Here is a 24324-nt window from a genome sequence, read left to right on the forward strand (position 1 = left end):
TTGACACCAATGGAAACTAATCACCGACTCCCCAAGATAAACTCTCCCACTGAGGATTCGGCAAAATAATCGCATCCGGCTGCTGCTGCAAATAACTCGGAATTTCCCCCGCCCACTCCCGACGGCGCGAGATTCATGGCTGTTGCCACTAAATACATGGTTTGATACAAAATCCCAACGTGCTTTAATATTAGACTATAGGCCATTGATTCATAGCCCCAAGTTACTCTCGAAAACCGAGAGGATAGCAGAATTAAAATCTGTGGTTCTACCTCTATCTGTACTGACAATCCTGCACTTTTTAGCAATGCTTCTACCTGCTTTGTTTTCCCAGAAATTTTACAAAGTTGGTGTTCTTCGGGTGCATAATAATACAACCCAGCATCAATATTTTCACAGGAATTGATAGCTGTATAAATCTCTAAATCGTAGCAAGCGCCTCCGGTTGGATAAGGTCTATTGCTGCAATCCATGTTATCTCTGGGGACAATCTCGCGCAATCTCGCGGAACGATAGAGAAATTCTCCTAATTGTTCAACAGTAATCGGCTTTTCTCCATGTTGCCGAATGGATTTTCTTTCTTCTAAAATTGCTGTAAAAGGTCTATCTATTTGTTTCAAACTATCGATGTTGGGTTGATAAAGATTAATAATCTCGTTCGATGGTTTGGCTTTGAGCACGGGTGTCGGTTCGATTTGCCCTAAAAATCGAAAGGTTTTACCAATCGGATTGGAATGTCGGCCGCCTCGACTGCGGGAGTGAAATAATAAATCGTGAAATTCCCATTGAGTTAGAGTTTCACTTTGTTCTAAGCTGCTATTGTTGTTGACAGATGATAGCAGTTCAGCGGTTAACAAAAAGCTGATAAATAATCGGGCGCTGGCTTCAGAAATCCCCGGAATTTTGGTTAAATCCGAGATGGCTTTAGGTTGCGATAGTTCGTTGATTAAAGCTGCACTGCGCCAATCTTTGAGGATAATTTTGGCTTTGGAAAGGGGGGATTCGACAACTAAATGGGATTTTTCTGAGTGGCAATAGGCAAAGCGCGAAAGTAGATAGTTGTTATCAGTAATTATCTCTGATAATTGCCATTTATAGGGTGTGGCTATGGGGACGGCTGTAGCGATCGCACTGCCGTCTATTTCTAAAGTATGGTAAACTAAACCCAGGATGACAAATTGTTCTAGGTAGTAGTAGAATTTAGCGAGGGCGGAACTGCCATCGGTAGCAACTACCAGTTGAGTTAGGGCTGTTTCGGTTGCGCCTGCGGTAGAAATAACTTTAATCGCGGCGACAATTCCGGGGGAGAGTTTGTTGATGTTAAAGTCGATGTAGGGGGCTTTTAAGATTAAGCCTTTTTCGGCATCCTCAATTATAGAAATTTCTGGCTTAAAAGTTAGGATGATTTGGGGGATGGTTTCACTCATAATTAATCTTAAAAGAATATCGGGAATGGGTTGATTTGGTGTTCGGGGATGGGTGCATCTAGCCAGCCTAATTTCACCGGAATGTCATAAAGTCGCCCTGGTGCTAAGCGTTTCCAAAAGTGCCGCATTCCTGGCACTATAACTTTGACGACATTTAAGCCAATGTCTGGCCGGGTTTGATCTAAAACAAAGGTTTCTAAGCCTAATGTTTCAGCTATTTTTACGCACTTTTCAACGTCTGCTTTTAAATCATCGCTGGCTAAGGGGGGATAGTCAGATAGTAATTTTAAAGGTTGGGAAGTATCGGGCGTTAAATAAGATTTATTTTCTAGGGTGGCGGTTTTGTACCACTCAACGGTGAGGCCGTCGGAAACTCCGTAATTTGTGCTACCATCGCTGTTGAAGGTTAATACTGAGGGTAACGATTGATTGACTTCTGTTAAGGCGCGAGATAGGGCAATTTTGGGGTCAAAATGTGCGCCAAAACCAAAAATAATATCTTCGATTTCTCTGTCGATGCGGTGAGAAAGGGCGGCAAAAACGGGGATGTTAAAATCGTTGGTGAGGTCTAAAACCCACAGAGTGCGGTCTATACTTTGATAATAGTTTCTGAGTTCTTTAATGTAGGAATCGTTAAAGCTATCTAAATCAACGGCGGGGACTTTAACTTGATTGTACCACCACAAGGCAACGCTATCTCGCTCGACTAATTCCATAAATCCTTGCAAAATTGCTTCTTCTTTGGTATTGCCGGCGGCGCTACCGTTGGAGTCCGCCCAACAGTCGGGTTTTTCGGGTTTGGGATAGCCGTAATAACAGTAAGCTGTGGGTAAATATTTGACTCGTTGATGAGTTAATGACCAAATTGGTGTCCAGTCAATTTCTCGGCTGGTATCGAAGGGTTCGGGGACTCTTTGAAAGAAGCTGGGACAGGTTCTATTCCAGTCGTGGCGAGTGCTATATTGTACTTCACTGAAACCCATGCAATCATTGGGGTGAATGGCGGTTTCTCCCATTGTTTGATAGCTGCCTTTTTTTCGGATTTCGTCGCCTTGAAATACGCCGGAATATCTCTCAATGCCTTCTCCCAAGGCGCTGGCTTTGGCTTGTTCGTCGGTTTTGCCTTTGCCGGCACTTCTTCCCCGTAGGTTTTCTTTGAGGAAGTACAAATCATCGAACATGGTGGCGAAATTGTGGCCGGCTAAGTAGTTCGGTGTTAAAGCATTGGTTGTTTGGGGAACTTTGAGTAAACCGCGCACAACTCCGGTGATGGGACTGATTTGGCTGTCAAATCTTTGCAGGGTTTCGGTTGGGGAAAAGCCGCGATGGCCGCCGTCGGCGGTAAAGGTTTTTTTCTGGCTTTGGAGGACAAAGGGCTGGATTTCTTGGGGCGGAAGTTGACCGCATTCGGGGCATTGGGGGCGTTTAGTTATGGTGTGATTGGTGGTTTTGAGGGTTTTGGTGTCAAAGGCAATTATGGTATTTTCTAAATTTTTATTGTCGCCTTGGACAATCCATTTGGCTAGTTCTGTGGCGGCTAAATTTAAGCTTATTTGTAGGGTGGAAGGTAGGTAAGATGGGGGATTTGATAAGGGTTTTGAGTATTTTTTTTGACGCTGGATGAAGCTTTGGGTGGGGCGATTTGCTCTCAGGCGTTGGGCGAGACATTCCCAGCAGGCGGTGGTTTCGGGGTGGAAAATCGGGCCTATCCAAATTGTGGAACTTGTAGGTTTTAGGAGTAGCCAAGGTTTGCCTGTTTGGAGGGCTTTTTGGTTGAATTCTCCCAGTTCTGGTTGCAGGTAATCGTCGGCTACGATCAGGGTGATATCTGCGGTGGTTGAGACTTGAATGCCGAGGGTTTCTAGGGCGCTGACACAAGCTTCGGCTGGGATTTGGCTGTAGGAGATGACGGCAACTTTCAGGGATTGTAGGCGCGATGTGGCTTGTTGGGGGGAGATGTTTAAAAGGGTGTAAAAGGCGGCAGTTTCATCGGGGAGGGAGGTGTCGTTTTCGATGAGGTGGCCTTGTTTTTCTAGCAGGGCTAGGGTATAGTAAATTTCTGCGGGTGAGGCTTGACCTCGCAGTTGGTTGACGATTTCGTCGGCGGTGTTGTTACCGTTAATTAAGGGGGTTAATAGTTCGTAAAGGTGGCCTGAGAGGACGAAGGAATCTGACTCGGAGATCAGGAATACTCCTACCGATTTGATGATTTCGACGGTGAAGCAATTTTTAAACTTTGGTTGGTAGAGCATCCTGAAGGGTGTTTAATATAATTTTGCGATTGATTTTAGTAAAGCGAATCTCGCTATCCAGATACTTCCCAGTCGGTAATCACCTGAGTCTGCCATTCCTCATCCCATCCTAAATTTAGTTCATCAATTAGCTGACAAGCATCTGCTAAAGCTTGTTTTTCTTGCTGTTTTCGCCATTGTTGCAAGAGAGATTCTATCAAAGCACTGGGGTTTGGCGCTTTTTGACTGACATAGGTAACTAAGTCATCTGGTAAGCTGATAGAGATGTTGCTCATTGGCTAATCAGAATAATTTTTTACTCTTAATTTTAGCAATAATTGTGACAAATTACAACCGCCGCGTCCTCTTGTCAAGTCCGATCGCGCTTGCCAGTTTTTATCCCCGGAAAAGCTTCCTCTCCTCAAGTTTTGTAGGGTGCGGATCTGTGAGAGGTTAAATGGAACTTGCTGTTTGACCGGTGGCGACGCACCTTACCTACGACAAGATTGTGTGTACCACAATTTGTGCGATCGCCTCCTCATTCAATCTTTTTCGTTTTAGCCCGATCGCTATTTACGGTTTCCATACTCTTAAAAATTTAAATCTATAAATTAACTATAGTCGATCGCCCGAAAAGCTAACTCTCCTCGATCGACCCCGCTGTGACTAGAGAGTTCCACTTAACCAAGCCTGCGCGATCGCCTTCGACATTTCCTGTTCGCTCGCCGTCAAATCTGGTTGCAAAACTGACATAATTATATTCCTCTGTTAGATCAACCTAATCTTGTTCTGGCAATTAATGCCGATACAGTACAACAGTCTCATCCGCTTGTCAACTGCGGAAACACCAACTCTTCTGAAGCGGCCCCGCTGCGACTAACAAGCGGGGCCGAAAAACTGGCAAGCTACAGGTGCAGCCTGCGGCAAGCTAAAGGGACTTTAGGTAGACTTAGGAGGCGAACCAGGAGCTATCTCTGTTCCCCCCTCAATCCAATCGCTAATCTGTGCGTCTGTCAGATCGTCGGGTTTCGCGGGCAATCGCATTTCACCGATCGTCGTACCTTCAGGAACGCCACTTAACCAAGCCTGCGCGATCGCCTTCGACATTTCCTGTTCGCTCGCCGTCAAATCTGGTTGCAAAACTGACATAATTATATTCCTCTGTTAGATCAACCTAATCTTGTTCTGGCAATTAATGCCGATACAGTACAACAGTCTCATCCGCTTGTCAACTGCGGAAACACCAACTCTTCTGAAGCGGCCCCGCTGCGACTAACAAGCGGGGCCGAAAAACTGGCAAGCTACAGGTGCAGCCTGCGCTAAGCTAAAGGGACTTTAGGAGCAACAGACCCTAAGTCCGCCTGGTAATATCTCAGCCCGCCCATCAATCCAATTGCTAATCTGTTCGTCTGTCAGATCGTCAGGTTTGAGAGGTAGGGGTAGGACATAAATCACCGTTTCCCCTGAAGTACCTCGAAGGATGGGAACTGCATCGGGAGCCTGATTTACTTGGACTTCTACGAAATCTTCCAAAATTAACCCATTGTCTCGCAGCGTGGCTGCGGGTTCGTTGAGTAGCCGATTATATAAAGCTTCGTCCAACCATGCTTGACCAATCAGTCGGGCTATTTGTGTTTCCCAACTTCTCCAATCCTGGGGAAAAGCCATAATTTTCTCCTAGCTCCCTTTTGCGGGAAATACAGATTTTGCTGTTATTGTATAGCAGATGCGTTCTCTACAGTTTCGATCGGCAACTATTGACCGCACCCTGGTTTACAGTCGGCAAAGCCCAAGGCTTCAAAGTCTAGGAAACTGGCGATCGCCCTTTTTTGAGAAAGAGAAATAATATCATTTGCCTTTGACTGGGAATTGTATCATCCTAAATGCTGTAGGGGCGGGTTCGCCAACCATAATCGCCAAAAACAAACAATCTCGAAAACCCGCCCCACCCAACGAACAATCATCATCCACATAGTAATATTCGATGCAAATTTCTGGTTGATGTGGGCGATTGGTGGGGTTGGGCGGGTTTATTTAGATTGTTGGTTATCGTTATATATTGTTGGCGAACCAGCCCCTACAGCTTTTTTATCGTGGTGCAAAATGTGAATTTTTACGGATTTTCTTGATGATACAGTGGTTTTCACTCCCGATAGGTTAATATCACTAACAAGTACAATACCAAATAGCGCACGGACTATGCTCGGACTTAACGGATATCGCATTGTACAAGAACTTCACAGCGGCGTAAAAAGTTTGGTTTATCGAGGCTACCGCGAAGCAGACCAGCAACCCGTTATCGTCAAACTCCTTAAATCCGAGTACCCAACTCTGGAAGAAGTCACCCGCCTCAGAAATGAATACAAAATTGCCCAACCCCTAGACAGTTCTAGTATCACAAAAGTCTATAGCCTAGAAAACTATCGCAATAGCTTTGCCCTAATTTTAGAAGATTTTGGCGGCTCCTCTCTCGACCTGTTACTTACTAACCAAACCTTCCCTTTAACAGAAGTTCTGAGAATTGCCATTGTCTTAATAGATGCCTTAGATTATTTGCACCGCCATTCGATTATTCACAAAGATATTAAACCGGGCAATATCATTATTAACTCTACCACAGGCGAAGTCAAACTCACTGACTTTAGCATTTCCTCCCGCTTGCAACAAGAAAATCAATCTGTGAGCAACCCCTCGGAACTGGCGGGTACTCTCGCCTATCTCTCCCCAGAACAAACGGGGCGAATGAACCGCTCGGTAGATTACCGAACCGACTATTATTCTTTAGGAGTGACTTTATACGAACTGCTCGCGGGTCAGTTACCTTTTGCCACGGTCGAGCCGATGGAATTAATACATTGTCACTTAGCTAAACAGCCGTTACCGCTTTGTGAAATTAGAGAAATTCCCCAAGTTATTTCTGATATCGTCATGAAACTATTAGCCAAAACCGCAGAAGAGAGATATCAAAGCGCAGCGGGGTTAAAATTTGACTTAGAAACTTGTTTAAATCAGTTGCTTGCTACAGAAACAATAGCACCTTTTGCCATTGCCACCCGCGACAAAGGTAGCCAACTTCTGATTCCACAAAAACTTTACGGCCGCGAACAGGAAGTAATAGAATTACTAGCCGCCTTTGAAAGAATCAGCCAATCCACTCTTACCCCGACATCTCTAACCCCCGCCCCCCTTACTAAGGGGGCTTTAGAACCAGCAGAATCCCCTCTTACCCCAACACCTCTTACCCCCCCCTTATCAAGGGGGGCTGGGGGGGATCAAAGCTACGCTTCCGAAGCAGAATCCTCCTCCACTCTTACTCCCCCTTTATCAAGGGGGGCCGGGGGGGATCAAAGCCATGCCGAAATGATCCTCGTTTCCGGTTATTCCGGTATTGGCAAAACCGCCATCGTCAACGAAGTTCACAAACCCATAGTCCGCCAGCGGGGTTATTTCATTTCCGGCAAATTCGACCAATTTAACCGCAACATTCCCTACTCAGCCATCATCACAGCTTTTCAAGCCTTAATTAACCAATTACTCACAGAAAATGCCGGACAAATTGCCAGTTGGAAACATCAACTCTTAGATGCCCTCATCCCCAATGCCCAAGTCATCATTGATGTCATCCCCGAAGTAGAATTTATTATCGGTTCGCAGCCAGAAGTGCCACAATTAGGGCCAACAGAATCACAAAACCGCTTCAATCGAGTTTTTCAACAATTCCTCAAAGTCTTTTGTCAGCCCCAACACCCCGTTGTCCTGTTTTTAGATGACTTGCAGTGGGCAGATGCAGCCTCCCTGAAACTGATGCAACTGCTGATGAGTGACTCTGACAGCCAATTTTTGTTAATCATTGGAGCATATCGCGATAACGAAGTCAACCCCACTCACCCTTTAATTCAAACCTTAGAAAAAATCCGCGAATCCGGGGCTAATCTCAACAACATCACCGTCCAACCTTTAGCGCTAAATCATGTTAGCCAACTGATTGCCGATACTCTCAATGAATCGGCAGCCACAAAACGCATTCAATCCTTTTCCCAACTCCTGTTTAGCAAAACCCAAGGCAACCCTTTCTTTTTAACCCAACTGCTGAAAACCCTTGCCTTGGAAAGCCTACTGCATTATCAAGCCAGCAGCGACAGATGGCAATGGGATATCGAGGCAATCCAAGCCATTGGCATTACCGATTTAAACGTTGTCGAACTGATTGCTAGAAACATCCAAAAACTACCAGAGGTTACTCAGAAAGCCTTAAAACTTGCCGCTTGCATTGGCAACACTTTCAACTTAGATGTTTTAGCCATTGTTAACCAAGCATCAGAATTAGTAACGGGCGCGCAGTTGTGGCCGGCGCTTCAGGCGGGTTTGATTTTGCCTCTTTCGGAAGCCTACAAAATTCCCTTGGTATTTGTCGAGTCGGAATCTGAATCAGTGCGGCTGCAAGATGTGAAAGTAGATTACAAATTCTTGCACGATAGAGTGCAGCAATCTGCCTATTCTTTGATTCCCGAAACCGAGAAAAAATCAACTCACTTCCAAATCGGTCAATTACTGCTGCAAAATACTACAGCAGAAGAACGCAAAAACAATATTTTTGCCCTGGTTAATCAATTGAATTTTGGCATAGAGGCAACCACAGAGGCATCACTTCTACTGGCTACACAGTCAGACAAAAACCTGTTAGCAGAACTTAACTTGATTGCCGGTCAAAAAGCTAAAGCATCCGCAGCCTTTGAAGCGGCTGTTAATTATTTTAATCTCAGTTTGGGACTGCTGGCTGCCGATGGTTGGCAGAGTGATTATGACTTAACGCTGCCTATCTATGTGGAAACCGTAGAAGCTGAATATTTAAACGCTAATTTTGCACGGGCGGAACAGCTTTTAGAAGTGGTGTTGCAAGAGGCAAAAACGCTTTTGGATAGGGTGAAAGTTTATGAAGTTAAAATTCAGTCTTATATTTCTCAATACAGGTTTTCAGAAGCAATAGAGACAGGGCTGGAGGTTCTGGAAAAATTAGGGATATCGCTGTCTGAAATGTCGGAAGATCCCGGAATTTTGATTCAGGCAATTTCAAGAAAACTGGCCGAAGAAAATAAAGAAATTGAGGATTTAGCCAACCTTCCCGAAATGACATATCCTTATCACTTTGCCGCAATTCGGATTCTTTTAACAGTTACTTCGGCTGCTTATATCACGAATCCTGCTTTACTGTCGCGGCTTTTATTTGCAATGGTGGATCTCTGCTTAACTTACGGCAATCCTCCTTTAGCTGCTGGTGTGTACGTTCATTATGGTATCTTTTTGACTGCTTCTGGAGATATTGATTCAGGATATAGATTTGGTCAGTTATCTTTAAGATTGCTGGAGCAATTCAATGCCAAAAATATAAAAGCAATTGTTTTATATTGCTTTAACTCATCTATTCGACACTGGAAAGACCATGTTAGGGCAACCATAGACTCTTTGCAAGAGGCTGTTAATAGTGGGCTAGAAACCGGAAATTTAGAGTATGGCTGCTATGCAATTCTAATAAATAATCTTCATATATTCTTTGCGGGTAACGACTTAGATTTTCTGGATGTTAAAACCAGAGAGTATGTATCTTTGATTGGCAAACTCAAGCAATCTCATTCCTTTGAAGCTATTAAGATGTATCGACAACTTTACTTGAATTTACTGGGTCAGTCAAACCGACCTACTGACTTAACTGGCGATCAATATAATGAAAAAGAGGCTCTTGAAGCGGCATTACAAATGAATAATTATTATAACTTATTTTTTATATACACTTTTAAAACTTTACTTTCATATTTATTTAAAGAACGCGAAGCCGCCGTTGAAAATGCTCGGCAAGCAGATAAATATCAAGCACCTGTTCGAGGGATGCTGGTGACAGCACAACTCAACTTTTACTACTCCCTCAGCCTCCTCGCTCAATATCCCCACGTCAGCGAAACCGAACAGAGAGAATATCTCGAACAAGTAGCCACCAATCAACAAACAATGAGACATTGGGCAAACAATTGCCCCGCCAACTACCAACACAAATACGACCTAATAGAAGCAGAAAAAGCGAGAATTTTAGGAGACTACCCCGCAGCCATCACCCTCTACGATGCGGCCATCAGCGGGGCCAGAGAACAACAATACACCCAAGAAGAAGCCCTCGCCAACGAACTCAACGGCGAATTTCACCTAACTCGCGGCCAAGAAAACATGGCCCGCTTCTTCCTACTAGAAGCATACTACTGCTACATCCGCTGGGGAGCCAAAGCCAAAGTCAAAGACTTAGAAACCCGATATCCGCAATTCTTCGCCAAAATCAACGCTCAAAAACCCTCAGAAACCAGCCTCACCTTAGCCACTATCATCACCAGTAGCAGCAATTCCGAAGGATTTGACCTAGCCTCCGTCTTCAAAGCTGCCCAAGCCATTTCCAGTGAAATAGTCCTCAGTGAATTGCTAGCAAAACTAATTAAAATCGCCATAGAAAATGCCGGCGCACAAACCGGATATTTGCTGCTCAAACACTCAAACACATTCACCATAGAAGCCGTCGGACAAGTCGAAGGCGACAACATCACCCTCTCACAAATCCCCCATCTGCCCCTCCCCGAAATCCTCCCCATGAGCGTCATCAACTATGTAGAAAGAACCAAAACACCTGCCGTCTTAAACAATGCTACTACCGAGGCAATGTTTGCCGCAGACCCCTATATTGTTGCCCATCAAACCAAATCCATACTCTGTACTCCCATCATCAATCAAGGTCGCTTCATGGGCGTAGTTTACTTAGAAAATAACCTAGCAGAAAAAGTATTCACCCCAGCGCGAATAGAAGTTTTAAAACTCCTATCTTCCCAGGCATCTATCGCCTTAGAAAACGCCCAACTTTATCAAACCCTAGAACAAAAAGTAGAAGAACGCACGGCACAATTAGCCCAAGCTAATAAAGAAATATTGGTTTTGAACGATCGGCTAAAAGTAGACAACCTTCGCATGAGTGCGGAACTAGACGTAACCCGCCGCCTGCAACAAATGATTTTGCCTCAACAGCAGGAATTAGAGTCAATTGCAGGGCTAGAAATTGCTGCATTCATGGAACCGGCTGATGAAGTTGGTGGCGACTATTACGACGTACTAAATCACAGTGGTAAAGCCACAATTGGCATCGGCGACGTGACAGGACACGGTTTAGAAAGCGGCGTGTTAATGATTATGGCGCAAACAGCCATTCGCACTTTGCTGGTTCACAAGGAAACCGACCCCGTTAAATTATTGCAGACAGTCAACCAAACGCTTTTTGACAACGTAGAGCGCATGGATTCTGGTAAAAATATGAGCCTTTCTTTGCTAGAATATCGGGACAACACCCTGCATTTGAGCGGACAGCACGAAGAGGTGATTGTCGTGCGTGACTGCGGCGAAGTAGAGCGGATTGATACCATCGAGTTAGGCTTTCCCATCGCCTTGGAACCAGATATTGCCGATTTCATTGCTTCTACTGAAATACAGTTGAATTCGGGGGATGTTGTCATACTCTACACAGATGGAATTACCGAAGCTTTTGATATGAAGAAAAATCAATACGGTATCGAGCCATTGATTGAAGTTGTTGTCCTTAACAGGGAACAGTCAGCAGCAGAAATCAAGCAAGCTGTGATTGACGACGTGCGGCGATACATCGGGGAACAAAAAGTATTTGATGACATTACTTTGGTTGTAATTAAACAGAAGTAATATCATTTCCGGTTACACCGTCAGGTGATGTTGACTGTTGACTGTTCACGGCGTCAACAGTCAACAGTCAACTCGAATTTACTATTCCGATGCTAACGGATTTGATATAAGTAGGTAGGCACAAATAAACCTTGCTGTATAACCGAATGTACAACTGCCCGAACAGAAAGCCAATAGCTTCGTTTCACTCGCTTTTGACTACTTAAAGCAGATTCCCGGTTTATGAAGCAATACGGTTCAGTTAAGCCCGATCCCCCCTAGCCCCCCTTAAGAAGGGGGGGACAAGAACTTACTCAAAGTCCCCCTTCTTAAGGGGGATTTAGGGGGATCTCCGGGGAAGAAACAGTTTTAACTGAACCGTATTGCTGTATGTATTTTCCCACTCATTTCCTTAGTTCCCCTCAATTAATCAACTGCTTGAATGCGTCGTGTTCGCGAATCTTCTCCAAATCAGCTTCACTTTTGGCCAACTCTTTACATACATTCGGATTGAGATTGAGGGCGCGCTTTAAATTTTCAATTGCTAATTCAATTTTACCTTGTAGGGCATAACATCTGGCTTTGTTGTACCAAATTCTGTAAAAGTCAGGCCGAATTTTAGCAGCATTGTCGTAGGAAGCGATCGCAGCTTCGTATTTTTGCAATTTGGAGAGTGCAACGCCTCGATTGTTCCAAGCGTCAGTATAATCATTTTTAATTTGTAGGGCTTGATTGTAAGAAATTACTGCTTGTTCGTACTCCTGCATTTTGGAAAAAGCAACGCCTCGGTTGTTCCAAGCGTCGGCATAATCCGGTTTGGCTTGAATTGCTTGTTCGTAACAGCCGATCGCCTCCTGGTACTTCTGCAACTCCAACAATACCACGCCTCGATTGTTCCAAGCATCGGGATAATTCGGACGAATTGTAGTAGCTTGTTCGTAAGAGGCGATCGCCTCTGGATACCGCTGCATTCTCGTGAGCACTACTCCTCGGTTATTCCAAGTATCGGCTAAATCCGGCTGAATTTGCAGGGCCCGATCGTAAGCCGCGATCGCATCTTGATAACGGTTTTCAAAGAAACAAGCATCTCCCTGTTTAGCATAGTCGCCGGCTGTCAATAGCTGTTGGTAATTGCCATAGTTAACCGGAGCAAATTCTTGAATTTGGGCATCGGGGAATAAAAGGTCTGTTTCTGCCTCGGTCGAGTGACTTTGGTGTTGAATTTCGCCTAAGATAGTTTCAGCGTCGGAAATTAATAGTTTTAATTGAGAGATTGTATCGTAATGGAGACTTTCAATTTCTTGGCGGGCAATTGTTGTCTGCTTGGACAATTTGCTCAACAGAAACCAAACCCCGACTCCGGCTGCTGTCGGAAACAAAGTTAGGGCAATTACCAGCCCGTTAAGCAGTACCGCCGTGCGCCCAAAAGCAATGTCAACTTCTTCTTGAACTCGATCGCGAATTTCTTCTTTAAATTGCTGCTGTGAGAATTGCTGCTGAACCAACGGTATCACCCTCGGTTCAGACGCAGAAACGCTACTGGCGCAGACTAGAATAGTCAAAAGGGCGATCGGGCTAATACTTTTTCTAAAGATACTTGACAAACGCATTGCCTTAGTGATACGCACCTGAGTTGCGATTTCCATGTGTCAAGAGATGCTGATAACGATGATCCCAGACTAGCCCATTTGTTCATAAACTATTAAATACAGGATATCTGTTGTGCAGTCCCCTCCGATCAAATTGCTGACGCAAGAATTGCTAGACGAAGTTGCCGCTTCCTCCCGGCGCAGTCCCCGCCAGCGACAAAACTACAATTTCCACGATTTGTCTGAAAAAGTGCAGCGGTTTGTCAACGTGCTGCAACCAGGCACTTACGTCCGCCCTCACCAACACCTGCGCCCGCCTGCAGTTAACGGTTTTGAGTTTTTTGTGGTGATTCAAGGCGAAGTCGGTATTGTTATTTTGAACGAAAACGGTCAAATCCTGCGCTCCTTGCGAGTCAGCGCTGCGGGCCCGACTCGCGCTGTCGAACTGCCAGAGGGCACTATTCACACGTTAGTAGCTTTGACACAGGATACTGTGATTTTGGAGTTTAAGGAAGGGCCTTACGACGTGGGGGCCGATAAAGACTTTTTGGCAGGTTTTCCGGCTGAGGGAACTGCAGAGGCGCGAGAATTAGTCCTGATTTGGGAAGCGGAATTTAACACTTGACTAATGACTGTTGACTGTTGACTGTTAAATGTTGACTGTTAAAAATCTCAACTCTCAAATCTCAAATCGATGGGCTGATTACTAATTACTGATGAATCTAATTGTCGTCATCCGATTGTATAAATCGGGGGCGGTACGAATGATTTTTCTCAGGAGCTCATCCGTCACCCAAAAGACGAGGGGAAACGAAAATTTTTTGCTGAATTCGCTGCATAATAGGTTGGTAGAAATGAGCAATCGATCGATCGCCTCCACTGATTCCAAACCGAGGAGCATTAAAGCAGGAGGCTTTTCGCCGTCTATTTCTTCTGCAATTGTCGTGTAGAGAGTTGTCGCCGATTTGGGCAAAAACAGTTGCCGCGGTTTCACGGGACAATGTACTTGCAGCCGATCGACTATTTGCTGCCGCAAAGTTAGCGAGTTACAGTTGACTAAAACGAAAGAAAAGTAACCTTGGGAAAGACGGAGCGCCCGCATTAAAGTTGAGAACGACCGCTCGTTATATTTAGCTGATTCGTACTTAGCTGCATCGTCTTTAGCTGTATTTTCTGAGCTTTGCTCGACAAACATAAATTGCATATTTTTTATCTAGTTTTAGAGATTTTCTAGATTAAATGATCTTTCTAAAGAAAATGTGAATATCGGAAATTTATTTTTCGTTTAAAAACTTTGGGTAAATATACCATGGTTTTAAATTAATATCAATAGTCTGATCGAAATAGTCCGATCGACAGATTTGGCTTGCACAACTCAAAAAGCACCTGCGACGGCACAACAAAAGTATAGCTGCAGGCAGAAGGAAGAGCATATTTCGCAATGGTTTCAGCAATTAATAACGTTCTAAATATCTGGCACGATTGCTAGGTAAAATGTAATTAAAAATACAAAAAATCACCTGAAATTCTCAGCCAGTGGCAAAGTAAACCAAAAACTTGCCCCTGCACCGGGAGTGCTAATTACCCCAATTTGGCCGCCGTGAGCACCTATAATTTGCCGACAAAGATAGAGACCCAAACCCAAACCAACCGAGTGTCGGGATCGATCGCCCCTAACGTAAAGGTCAAAAAGATGTTCGCACTGTTCCGGCAATATTCCCGCCCCGTCATCTTCCACGGTACAGTAAATCATCCTAGCTCCGGGATTGGGGATTGGGGATTGGGGATTGGTAATGGGGGATTGTGGATTGGTAATCGGTAACTTGTCGGTGTCTTGTTTTGCTGTGCTTTGATTTATAATTAATTTATCCGCCTGGATTACTTGAGCCGAAACTGTTAAATTCAATCCCGGTAGATTGTGTTTCAAAGCATTAGAAATTAAATTAGATAACACGCGCCACAACTGAGTTTTATCAGCATTCACGGCTGGCAAATCATCCGGGACAAAATTTTTAAAAGTAGCTTTACCCTCATTCATTAAAGGCTCCAAATCTGTCGCAGCAGCTTCAACTAGCGCCCTCAAATCAACCGATTCGCAGTGCAAAACAAAACCGCGCAATTCCCCCGCGTGAACTTCCAACAGCGAATTTATCAAGCGCAATTGCTGCTCGCTACCTTGAATCATCCGCTCCAAAATAGAACGGGGAATTGCGATCGAATCCCCAGGTTTCGTCTGCCAATTTTTCAGCACCATTAACATTCCCGCCACCGGGTTTCGCAAGTCGTGAGAAAGAGCGTGGATAAACATCCGCAGCGATTCTTGTGCCTGTTTGCGCTGCGTGATATCCTCAATTAAACCCTCATAATAAAGCACGGCGCCGCTGCTATCCCGTACCGCCCGCGCCTTCTCAGAAATCCAGACAATACTGCCGTCTGAGCGGTAAATTTTAGATTCAAAATCCGATACTGTGCCGCTTTCCTCGATCGCTCGCAAAAACTCCTTTCTGCGAGCCGGATCGACGTACAACTGCCGCTCAATATCAGTAAACTTTGCTGTCACTTCTTCGGGAGAATCGCAGCCGTAAATCCGCGCCAAAGCTGGATTTGCAGTAATATAACGACCATCGGGAGTGCTTTGAAAAATTCCCTCGCCGGCATTCTCAAAAATGCTGCGGTACTTCGCCTCCGCCACCTCCAACTGCTGGTAAGCAGATTCCAACTCACGCCTGGTACTAAACTCTTTCCGTTGCAGACATTCGTACCAATAAACCGACAAATCGCAAATCAAACAAATCCAAAACAAATATAAGTACAACCCGGTCAACTTAAAAGGAGTATACTTAGCAAAACTTAGATTTAAAACCAAATTTATCCCGACGTGGCAACACAAAACGCCGAGTTGAGAAATCAGGTGGAGGCGCCAGCGGACGGGGATCAGCGTAGCTTGGATCAAAAACGCTAAAATCCAAGTAAAAATTGGTAATTCCCCGGCTTGTGCGACAGCTAGCCCAAGCTGTACAACCACAGTCAGCGACCACGAAAAAGCCAAAAATAGCAAACCGGGATAGCGCTGTCCAAAGGAGGTTTTTTGCAACACAAAACAGGTCAACAAACCCAATTCTACAGCAGCGCTCGTGTACAAATAAACACTTTCAAACTCCTGGTGAGCGAAGAATCTTTCGCCTAGAAAATAGACCGTTATTGTGAAGGCAAAAAAGATGGCAATTCCGACTGCAGGGCGCAGCCGCTCTCGGAGGAAGCGATCGCGCCACACCTCGTAAACCGTTAACGCCTGAACGGATTTTGCATTGCCCAAATAGTTCATAGCATTTTAGATTTTAGATTTTATATTTTATATTGACAAAGATCGATCGTCCGAGTTGACAGCAGGTAGCGAAAACCAGAAAGTCGAACCACCGCCGGGAGTGCTTTCGACGCCAATTTCGCCGCCGTGAGCTTTGATAATTTGCTTGGAGAGGTACAAGCCCAAACCCAGCCCTGTTAATTGTCGGCTATTAGGGTCGTGAACGTAAAGTTCAAATAGAGATTCCCGCTGTTTGGCGCTGATTCCTACTCCATTATCTGTTACAGTACAGCGAACCATTTTTACGGTGACTCCGGGCAATTTGCTGCCGATATTGCCAATTTGACCCTGATAGCGGGGCATTTTGCAACTGCCGTCCAGGTTAAATTTGGCCAGGGTTTCCTGATTTTTTTGGGCTGTCTCGCCTATCCTAGGACGATCGCCCGCAGGAGATATCCGGTTAGCGATACAGCGGGCAAGCGGATTATTGGGCGATGTTAAAGCCTGGGAATTTTCTTCATAACTTAGCGCTGTTTCAAGTTCAATTACCTCGGCTTTAAAAGTTATATTGACTCCCGGAGGATTGTGTTTAATAGCATTAGTCAACAGATTTTCTAGCACCCGCTGCAAGTGTTGGCGATCGGCCTTGACTTGTGGCAAATCCACTGGTATTTCCTGAGTTAAAGTTGCTTGATTTTTGGCTAGCATCGGTTCTAAATCGGCAACAATGGCTGAAGCTAAAGACTGCAAATCTAGCGGTAAAGGATTGAGAACAATACCTTTAACCTCGCTAGCGTGAGCATCAAGCAGGGAATTAACCATAGTCAACTGGTGTTCGCTGGCTTGAACGATGCGCTGCAAAATCGATCGAGAAACCGGAACATCTTGTAGAGAGTCAGAGGGCGATTTGTTGAGCAAATTTTTCAGCAGTATTAACATTCCCATAACAGGAGTGCGGAGATTGTGAGAAACTGCGTGCAAAAATAGGTCTTTGAGGCGGTTGCTTTCTTGCAGTTCGTGCATTTTTTGCTGTAGTTGGCGGGTGCGTTCCTCCACTTGATATTCCAAGTTGGCATTGAGAGCTTTTACCTGCTGCAAAAGTTGGGCTTGCTGGAGAGCGATCGCCACTTGGGTAGCGAGTTTTTCTAACAAATCTATTTCAAATTCCTGCCACTGGCGGGACCCGGAGCACTGGTTGACGGCCAAGAGCCCGAACAATTCATCCCCCAGGACGATCGGCACATTTAACGTCGCGCGAATTTGATAGTCGCTGTACAATTGGGCAATAGGAACGCTGAGTTGAACGCTAGCAGTATCGGAGATAGATCGGACGCGGTTGTTAGCATAAAAAGTTTTCTGGTTTTCGAGGTGATTCTCGTCAGCGAGTACCCACCCCAAAAGAGAACGGTATTGGGCATCCACAGACTCGGCCACAACCTTACCGTATACCGGGCTAGGAAGATTTACCCCGTCCGCGTCCACAATACCGATAAAAGCGCGGTCTGCCTTGAAAAATTGCCGGACTTCGGCAACAGTAGTGTTGAGAATTTCTTCGAGGTCGAGGGAGTTGCGAATTCGCAGGGCGATTTCCGAGAGCAAGCGATCGCGATCGGAGGACGCCCGCAAAGCGGTTTCCGCGCGGTGGCGTTCGGTAACGTCTTGGACTGTGGCGGCGATCGCCCCTGACTGAATGGCCGACTGTTCGCAGACAGTGCGTTCGGAACCGTCTGCCAGCACAATTCGGTAGTTAATGCAATAGGGTGTGCGCTCAAACATAGCTTGGCGCTGCGATCGCGCCACCAATTCTCGGTCTTCTGGATGTACGGCCTGCAAAAAAACTTCTGGTGTAGGTTTGACAGTTCCCGGAGCAAAACCCAAGAGGCGGTAAAGTTCGTTTGACCACCGCAATTCGATATGGGATCTACGATCTTCTGCGGATTCTTGGCAGTTGTCAGTTGCTGTGAGGGCGGCGCAATTTAAATCCCAATTTCCCAACTGAGCGATGCGCTGAGCGTTGGCTAAACTAGCTTCGCGGTCGCGCAGCATGGCGGCCGTGCGGCGCACCTCCACCAGCGCTTGCTGGCGTTCTGCTACGGCGGCGGCCAACATCAGAGCCACAAGGGCGATCGTACCGGTAAAAGCTTGTAAAAATAAAACCGCCTGTTTGAGATTATCGCTTTTGGCCAAAAACGGGCCGCCTCCCTGCACCGCTCCCCAAATCGCGATGTAAGATACGATCGAATAAGCAAAAATCGCTCCCGCCGGTTGAAACCGCAGGGCAGCCCAAACTATCAGAGGAAAAGGCAGATACTCCAGCGGATACTGAGCGATCGCTGCTTGTATTTTAGAGCAAAAAAACAGCCAGCTCACGCTCAGCAATAGAGTCAGCCAGAGCGCTATTTCTGAATAATTAATAATTACAAATAGAAGATTGTAGCGGTTTTCACTTGCAGAAAATCGGCTTGAATAATTTGTAACTTGTGATTCGCAATCGTCCCAGTTAAAAAATGCTTTTAAACTTGAAATAATTCCCGGTTTAATCTTACTTCTTACACCATTTTCAATAACAGGCAAAATGCCTGTCCCACAATCAAATTCATCTCTCGCTTCACAGGCATCTTGCCTGTTCCTAAACAAGTAATTGAGAATAATGAAACATCTCAGTTTTAGTGGAGGTTTAAAACTATTAACGGCGTGGTTCAAAGTCAGCAGAACGGGCGTCACAATCAAAATTCCCATGCCGTCTCCGAGCCACGTAGTCCACCAGTTGCGAGAGAAATTGCTCCACTGAGCCCAACCAAAAATGCACGTTCCCAAGTTGCCGAGGATAGAACCGACCAAAGTAGACCCGATAACAGCGCCCGCCACTAAAGCCAGAACATCTCGCAATCGATCGAGTTTGGTAGAAAATCCGCTCCAAGTCAGCAAAGCCTCTCCAGCCAGCCCTTGCAGGGTAACGCTAAAGGCCGATGTGACAATGACAGCCGACGGTATACCCCCGGTAGAGTTTAACAGCACTGAACCGAGGACAATTCCCGGCCACATCCGTCGCCCATGCAGTAGCAGTGCCGCTAGAGCAATACCGGCGGGCGGCCACACGGGGGAGGGTTCGGCTTTCACCAGTCCCAGCATCGACGCTGCGAGTTTTCCGGTAACAAAGTAGGCCAGCGCCAGGATGCCCGTGTACAGAAGCGTTCGAGTGCGGGAGTTGAGCAGTTTCATGTTTAGGTGCGATCGAATCCTCCATTCCTAGTTTTTAATTTAGGCGGCTTTGGGGCGATCGAGCTTCCTCCTGACGACTCACCTGACTGGGGGAGTGGGGAGTTGACTGTTGACTGTTGACTGTTGACTGTTGACTGATGACTGTTGACTGTTGTGATTGGTGATTAGTAGCAGCTAACAACTCCCCATGCCCCATGCCCCATGCCCCATGACTTCTTAAAATCCAAAACTCCGCTTGCCATCCGGCTTAACAGTAAGCCAATTAGTCTTTGCCATTGCCAGTTGTTCCTCAGAAACTGTAGCGTTCGTAAGATTCGCCCCGCACAAATTTGCTCCCCGCAAATTCGCCTTAGTCAAATAAGCCCCCGTCAAGTCAGCACCTCGGAAATCCGCCCCTTCAAAATTGGCAGTGCTGCAATAAGCCTCAGTCAAATTAGCATCTCGCAAATTCGCCTGAATTAACCTCGCGTGACCTAAATTTGCCCCCGACAAATCCGCTGCTTGCAAATTTGCTTTTACCAACCTAGCCTGATAAAAATTCCCCCCCGCTAACTGCGCTTTTTGCAGTTGCAAACCCGACAGTTCGCAGTCAGCAAAATCGCGCTTGCCTTTAAAATATGCCGCTCGCAAGCTGTTGGTATCCCACTTAGGAGCAACTTTCGATAGCTTTGACGCTGCTAAATTGTCGCTAGAAGGTCCAACCGTTCCGAAAGTTCTGCCGGACTCAGCCAGAGTCCGGGAAACTCTCGGCTGCATCCCCGTGTTCCCAGATTGGCTGAAGGAAGTTCTACCAGCGCGGGTGTGGTTCGATCGTAAATCTTCATTGATTTTGCTCCTCGGCGGTGACCACGAAGAACCCTCGTCATTAAATATTGTCGGTTCTTCAACTGTACGAGAAGAGGCATTGAATTGAGTTGCCAAGCCATCCATAAGACTTGGGTCTTCAAATTGGCCCGAGAGAGCTCTGAGGACATCTGCTGCCGATTGGAAGCGATGCCCAACCATCGGCTTCAGCATTTTTTCGAGAATCCGCGCAAAATTTGGACTCACCTGAACGTGGGGCTGCCAAACAATTTCGCCGGTTACTCCATCAAAATCTAAATCCTTGGGCGATTTTCCTGTCAGCAAGTACAAGCAAGTCATACCCACTGCGTAGATGTCGCTGGCAAATATCGGCCGCAGCGCCATTTGTTCCGGGGGGGCAAAACTAAATGTGCCGACTGAAAATTTCGTGTTGGCGCTTTGGTCGGCGGGGTCTAATAATATTGTTTGGCTAACTTGGTCTTTTACCGCTCCGAAGTCAATCAGAACTAAGTGACCGTCTTGAATTCGGCGAATAATATTGGCGGGTTTGATGTCTCGGTGAATTACTCCTTGGCTGTGGATATATTGCACTACTGGCAGAATTTCTAATAGAAAATTTTTAACATCCGATTCGTTGAAACGGCCTGAGTGCTTGACTTCTTGTTTCAAAGTCGAGCCTTTAACATACTCTTGAACTAAGTAGAATTGCTGTTCCGTTTCAAAATAGTCTAGCAGCCTCGGTACTTGCGGGTGGTCGCCCAGTTGACCGAGGGTTTTTGCCTCTCGCTTAAATAATTCCCGCGCCATTTCTAAAACTCGCGGCGACGAACTACTGGGTCGCAGTTGCTTGACTACACAACTCGGTTGACCGGGCAATGAGATGTCTTTTGCCAGAAATGTAGCTCCAAAACCTCCTTGCCCTAAGGGTTCAATGACTCGGTAGCGAGCGCGCAGCAATAACCGCGCACCGCAAGTCTGACACTGAAGAATAGAGTCAGCAGGGTTTTGAGGATGGGGACAGCCCGGATTTACGCAGTAGCTCATATTGATTGAGTTTGCCTATGTTGTTCTGATCTTGTCAGCGTCGCTCGACTGCACAAATAGCCTGTTCCTGCTTCTGGTAGACATATTAATCTATCAGTTTTCGGCAGGCTGTGCCTTCGATTGCGAATTGGAATTGCACCTAAGTCTTTTAGGCCGATATCTTTTCCCTATTTTGATTATCTCGCTGCTGTGAGTTTTTTCGGTTGATTATCGTTGAAGATAGTTTAAAGACTTGCTAAAGTTGTGCTTTTTTGTGTAAAGTCTTTCTAAACTTAAGTGCTTTTTGCGTTGTTAGATGTCTCTAGCATACCTCATTCTCTGAATGAGAATGCTACTCATCCCCCAGTTGCCATCGACCTTGGGGTATATCCCTAGTTTTTGCCGATCGGTACCATAACACTATTGACAAATTTAAATTAGTATGCTATGAAAAGCTTTCCCCAATAAATTCTGGCACTCAAAAGTCGTAGCCGGTCGGCGCCGACTAATGACTAATAACTACAGAGCACTGACAACTAACTACTGACTAAATTATGCGTATTTCTCTAAAGTGGCTGCAGGAATTGGTGGATGTGGCAATATCCCCGGAAGAATTAGCCGAAACCCTGACAATGGCTGGGTTTGAAGTTGAAGAAATTGAAGACCGCCGCCCGTGGGCAAGCGGCGTAGTTTTGGGCAAAATCATCGCCTGCGAACAGCATCCGAATGCAGATAAATTGAGAGTTTGTCAAGTGGATGTCGGCTCTGGTGAAGCTTTGAATATTGTTTGCGGCGCACCGAACGCTAGGGCAGACATTTACGTGCCTGTCGCTGTTGTCGGCACTTATTTATCGACTATTGATTTAAAGATTAAACCTGCTAAATTGCGGGGCGTTCCTTCCGAAGGAATGATTTGCTCTCTGGCGGAATTGGGACTATCTAAAGAGTCAGCCGGCATTCACATTTTCGAGTTAGAAAATCCCGAATTGGGCAGCGATATTCGCCCGCTTTTGGGTTTAGATGACGTGATTTTAGATTTGACAGCAACTGCCAACCGGGCTGACGCTTTGAGCATGGTGGGCGTAGCGCGGGAAGTGGCCGCGCTGACTGGGGCTAGTTTGAGAATTCCCGCAGCGAATGGTGTGGCGATTGAGGGCAAAGAAAGTCCTGGTTTGGCAGTAGCAATATCGGAACCGCAAGGTTGCCCGATTTACATCGGCACGGCAATTGAAGGTGTGAAAATTGGTGCTTCTCCAGCTTGGTTGCAGCAGCGGTTGCAGGCGGCGGGAGTGCGGCCGATTAATAATGTGGTTGACGTGACTAATTACATTTTATTGGAATGGGGACAACCGCTCCACGCTTTCGATCGCGATCGCCTACAATCTTTCACGGGTACTCAACATATCAGCATCGGCGTCCGCTTTGCCAAAGCAGGGGAATCATTCAAAACTTTGGACGGACAAAACCGCAATTTGCAAGCTCAAAATCTGTTAATTACTGCTAGCGACAAACCTGTTGCCTTAGCTGGGGTAATGGGCGGCGAAGATACGGAAGTTCACGAAGGAACGCAAAATTTAGTCCTGGAAGCCGCGATTTTTGACCAGGCAACGATTCGCCGTTCTGCGCGCGCTCAAGGCCTGCGGAGCGAGGCTTCGATCCGCTACGAACGGGGGGTGAATCAGGCGGCATTGACGACAGCCTGCAACCGCGCTGTCGCCCTAATTTTGGAGTTGGCTGGAGGCACTGCGACGGTTCAGAAAACGGCGAGTTCGGGCGATGATTTAAGTTTTTCGCGATCGCTCGAATTGCGTTTAGACCGAGTAAATTTGGTTTTGGGACAGTTGAAAAGAGGACAAACGGGCGGTTCTAAATATCTGGAACCGGAAGAGGTAAAAAATATTCTCACAGCTTTGGGATGCGAAGTTGTTCCGACGGAAAAAGAACGGGTGTTTGCGATAACTGTTCCTCCTTACCGCTATCGCGATTTAGAAAGGGAAATTGACTTAATTGAAGAAGTTGCCAGACTCCACGGTTATGACAATTTCTGCGATACTCTGCCCAGCAAAACGGAACCAGGTTATTTGTCACCAGAATATGCGGCAATTCGGAATGTGCGATCGGCTTTTCGGGCGGCCGGTTTGACGGAGTTGATGCACTATTCTTTGGTGAAAACTGAGGGAGACAATCAGGTGGTGCTGGCGAATCCGCTGTTTGTGGAGTATTCGGCTTTGCGGACAGAAATGCTGTCGGGTTTGATTGATGCTTTCCAGTACAATTTGGAACAGGGAAATGGGGCGCTAAACGGTTTTGAAGTCGGCCGCATTTTCTGGAAAGATGGGGATGTAATGAAGGAAGCTGATGCAGTAGCGGGGATTATCGGCGGCGATCCGACTGTGTGGAAATGGCAGCAGTCCGGGCGCGATCGACCTTTGACTTGGTTTGAGGCAAAAGGTATTTTGGAAAGCGCATTTCAAGAGTTGGGTTTGTCGGTGGAATATCAAAGCGATTCCTCGAATACACGCTTGCATCCGGGTCGCACCGCTGCGTTATCGTTAAACGGGAAACATTTAGGAGTTTTTGGACAGTTGCACCCGCAATTGCAGCAAGAAAAGGATTTGCCTGAGCAGGTTTACGTGTTTCAATTAGATTTAGCGGTGCTGTTGGCAGCGTTGAATCGATCGAACGAGTTAACTCGCAAATTCGCTGGTTATTCGAGTTTCCCCGCTTCAGACAGAGACATTGCATTTTTCGCACCGGTTGAAGTTCCGGTTGTAGATATGCAGAGTGCGATGAAAAAGGCGGCGGGTAGTTTGCTGGATTCGGTGGAACTCTTCGACGAATATCGGGGCGACAACGTGCCGGCGGGACAGCGGAGTTTGGCTTTTCGGTTAATTTACCGCGCGGGCGATCGAACTTTGAGCGAAACCGATGTCGAACCAGCACAACAAAAAGTTCGCGATGTCCTAGTTGAAAAATTCGGCGTTAGTTTGAGAAGCTAAAGAAGC

Annotated in this window: 14 protein-coding genes; 3 read left to right on the top strand and 11 right to left on the bottom strand. The window is 46.1% G+C overall.

Translation table 11 applies throughout. The annotated features are described in order from the left end of the window. Positions 1-20 precede the first annotated feature (20 nt). The 5 genes from QUA33_RS09560 to QUA33_RS09580 all read right to left on the bottom strand — a co-directional run bounded on the left by QUA33_RS09560 (position 21) and on the right by QUA33_RS09580 (position 5326). A complete protein-coding gene (locus QUA33_RS09560; protein WP_333148385.1) occupies positions 21-1427 on the bottom strand; it encodes a SagB family peptide dehydrogenase in 1407 nt (468 codons plus the stop codon). 8 nt (positions 1428-1435) lie between these two features. Further along, positions 1436-3679, bottom strand: coding sequence for a TOMM precursor leader peptide-binding protein (locus tag QUA33_RS09565; protein ID WP_333148386.1), 2244 nt, complete (start codon positions 3677-3679; stop codon positions 1436-1438). Between the two features lie 53 nt (positions 3680-3732). Next, positions 3733-3954, bottom strand: coding sequence for a hypothetical protein (locus QUA33_RS09570; protein ID WP_333148387.1), 222 nt, complete (start codon positions 3952-3954; stop codon positions 3733-3735). A gap of 643 nt (positions 3955-4597) precedes the next feature. After that, positions 4598-4807 carry a hypothetical protein gene (locus tag QUA33_RS09575; RefSeq protein WP_333148388.1) on the bottom strand — a complete coding sequence of 70 codons (210 nt, stop codon included), beginning with the start codon at positions 4805-4807 and terminating at the stop codon, positions 4598-4600. A 186-nt stretch (positions 4808-4993) separates the two neighbouring features. Next, positions 4994-5326 carry a hypothetical protein gene (locus QUA33_RS09580; RefSeq protein WP_333148390.1) on the bottom strand — a complete coding sequence of 111 codons (333 nt, stop codon included), beginning with the start codon at positions 5324-5326 and terminating at the stop codon, positions 4994-4996. A gap of 531 nt (positions 5327-5857) precedes the next feature. On the opposite strand from QUA33_RS09580, the gene QUA33_RS09585 reads away from it, so the two are divergent. Then, positions 5858-11398, top strand: coding sequence for a protein kinase domain-containing protein (locus QUA33_RS09585; protein WP_333148392.1), 5541 nt, complete (start codon positions 5858-5860; stop codon positions 11396-11398). A gap of 401 nt (positions 11399-11799) precedes the next feature. Here the strand turns inward: QUA33_RS09585 and QUA33_RS09590 are convergent, their stop codons facing one another. Then, positions 11800-13023 (bottom strand): tetratricopeptide repeat protein, encoded by a 1224-nt coding sequence (locus tag QUA33_RS09590; protein ID WP_333148393.1) that lies wholly within the window; start codon positions 13021-13023, stop codon positions 11800-11802. A gap of 76 nt (positions 13024-13099) precedes the next feature. Here QUA33_RS09590 and QUA33_RS09595 point away from each other — a divergent pair, with 76 nt between their 5' ends. Further along, positions 13100-13591 (top strand): WbuC family cupin fold metalloprotein, encoded by a 492-nt coding sequence (locus tag QUA33_RS09595; RefSeq protein ID WP_333095138.1) that lies wholly within the window; start codon positions 13100-13102, stop codon positions 13589-13591. A gap of 81 nt (positions 13592-13672) precedes the next feature. Here QUA33_RS09595 and QUA33_RS09600 read toward each other — a convergent pair whose 3' ends face one another. The 5 genes from QUA33_RS09600 to QUA33_RS09620 form a co-directional block, all read right to left on the bottom strand. After that, positions 13673-14170, bottom strand: coding sequence for a hypothetical protein (locus tag QUA33_RS09600; protein ID WP_333148395.1), 498 nt, complete (start codon positions 14168-14170; stop codon positions 13673-13675). A 312-nt stretch (positions 14171-14482) separates the two neighbouring features. Continuing rightward, positions 14483-16291, bottom strand: coding sequence for a PAS domain-containing sensor histidine kinase (locus QUA33_RS09605; protein WP_333148397.1), 1809 nt, complete (start codon positions 16289-16291; stop codon positions 14483-14485). Positions 16292-16318: 27 nt separating this feature from the next. Then, the gene (locus QUA33_RS09610) at positions 16319-19492 is read right to left on the bottom strand and encodes an MASE1 domain-containing protein (protein ID WP_333148398.1); all 3174 of its coding nucleotides are present in this window, start codon (positions 19490-19492) and stop codon (positions 16319-16321) included. Between the two features lie 34 nt (positions 19493-19526). Further along, positions 19527-19688, bottom strand: coding sequence for a hypothetical protein (locus QUA33_RS09615; protein WP_333148400.1), 162 nt, complete (start codon positions 19686-19688; stop codon positions 19527-19529). 20 nt (positions 19689-19708) lie between these two features. After that, positions 19709-21340: a serine/threonine-protein kinase gene (locus QUA33_RS09620; RefSeq protein ID WP_333095145.1), complete on the bottom strand. Its 1632-nt coding sequence runs from the start codon at positions 21338-21340 to the stop codon at positions 19709-19711. Positions 21341-21873: 533 nt separating this feature from the next. Between QUA33_RS09620 and pheT the strand changes: the two genes are divergently transcribed. Then, positions 21874-24318: a phenylalanine--tRNA ligase subunit beta gene (gene pheT / locus QUA33_RS09625; RefSeq protein ID WP_333148402.1), complete on the top strand. Its 2445-nt coding sequence runs from the start codon at positions 21874-21876 to the stop codon at positions 24316-24318. Positions 24319-24324: the final 6 nt, after the last annotated feature.

Source organism: Microcoleus sp. Pol14D4 (genome assembly GCF_036701245.1).
In the GTDB taxonomy this organism is placed as follows: domain Bacteria; phylum Cyanobacteriota; class Cyanobacteriia; order Cyanobacteriales; family Microcoleaceae; genus Microcoleus.

Bases quoted from the DNA above. Each gene is read 5' to 3' on its own strand.
- QUA33_RS09585 (WP_333148392.1), top strand. From the start codon at position 5,858: ATGCTCGGACTTAACGGATATCGCATTGTACAAGAACTTCACAGCGGC.
- QUA33_RS09605 (WP_333148397.1), bottom strand. From the start codon at position 16,291: ATGAACTATTTGGGCAATGCAAAATCCGTTCAGGCGTTAACGGTTTAC.
- QUA33_RS09615 (WP_333148400.1), bottom strand. From the start codon at position 19,688: ATGGGGCATGGGGAGTTGTTAGCTGCTACTAATCACCAATCACAACAG.
- QUA33_RS09620 (WP_333095145.1), bottom strand. From the start codon at position 21,340: ATGAGCTACTGCGTAAATCCGGGCTGTCCCCATCCTCAAAACCCTGCT.
- QUA33_RS09580 (WP_333148390.1), bottom strand. From the start codon at position 5,326: ATGGCTTTTCCCCAGGATTGGAGAAGTTGGGAAACACAAATAGCCCGA.
- QUA33_RS09590 (WP_333148393.1), bottom strand. From the start codon at position 13,023: ATGGAAATCGCAACTCAGGTGCGTATCACTAAGGCAATGCGTTTGTCA.
- QUA33_RS09570 (WP_333148387.1), bottom strand. From the start codon at position 3,954: ATGAGCAACATCTCTATCAGCTTACCAGATGACTTAGTTACCTATGTC.
- pheT (WP_333148402.1), top strand. From the start codon at position 21,874: ATGCGTATTTCTCTAAAGTGGCTGCAGGAATTGGTGGATGTGGCAATA.
- QUA33_RS09565 (WP_333148386.1), bottom strand. From the start codon at position 3,679: ATGCTCTACCAACCAAAGTTTAAAAATTGCTTCACCGTCGAAATCATC.
- QUA33_RS09575 (WP_333148388.1), bottom strand. From the start codon at position 4,807: ATGTCAGTTTTGCAACCAGATTTGACGGCGAGCGAACAGGAAATGTCG.
- QUA33_RS09610 (WP_333148398.1), bottom strand. From the start codon at position 19,492: ATGAAACTGCTCAACTCCCGCACTCGAACGCTTCTGTACACGGGCATC.
- QUA33_RS09600 (WP_333148395.1), bottom strand. From the start codon at position 14,170: ATGCAATTTATGTTTGTCGAGCAAAGCTCAGAAAATACAGCTAAAGAC.
- QUA33_RS09560 (WP_333148385.1), bottom strand. From the start codon at position 1,427: ATGAGTGAAACCATCCCCCAAATCATCCTAACTTTTAAGCCAGAAATT.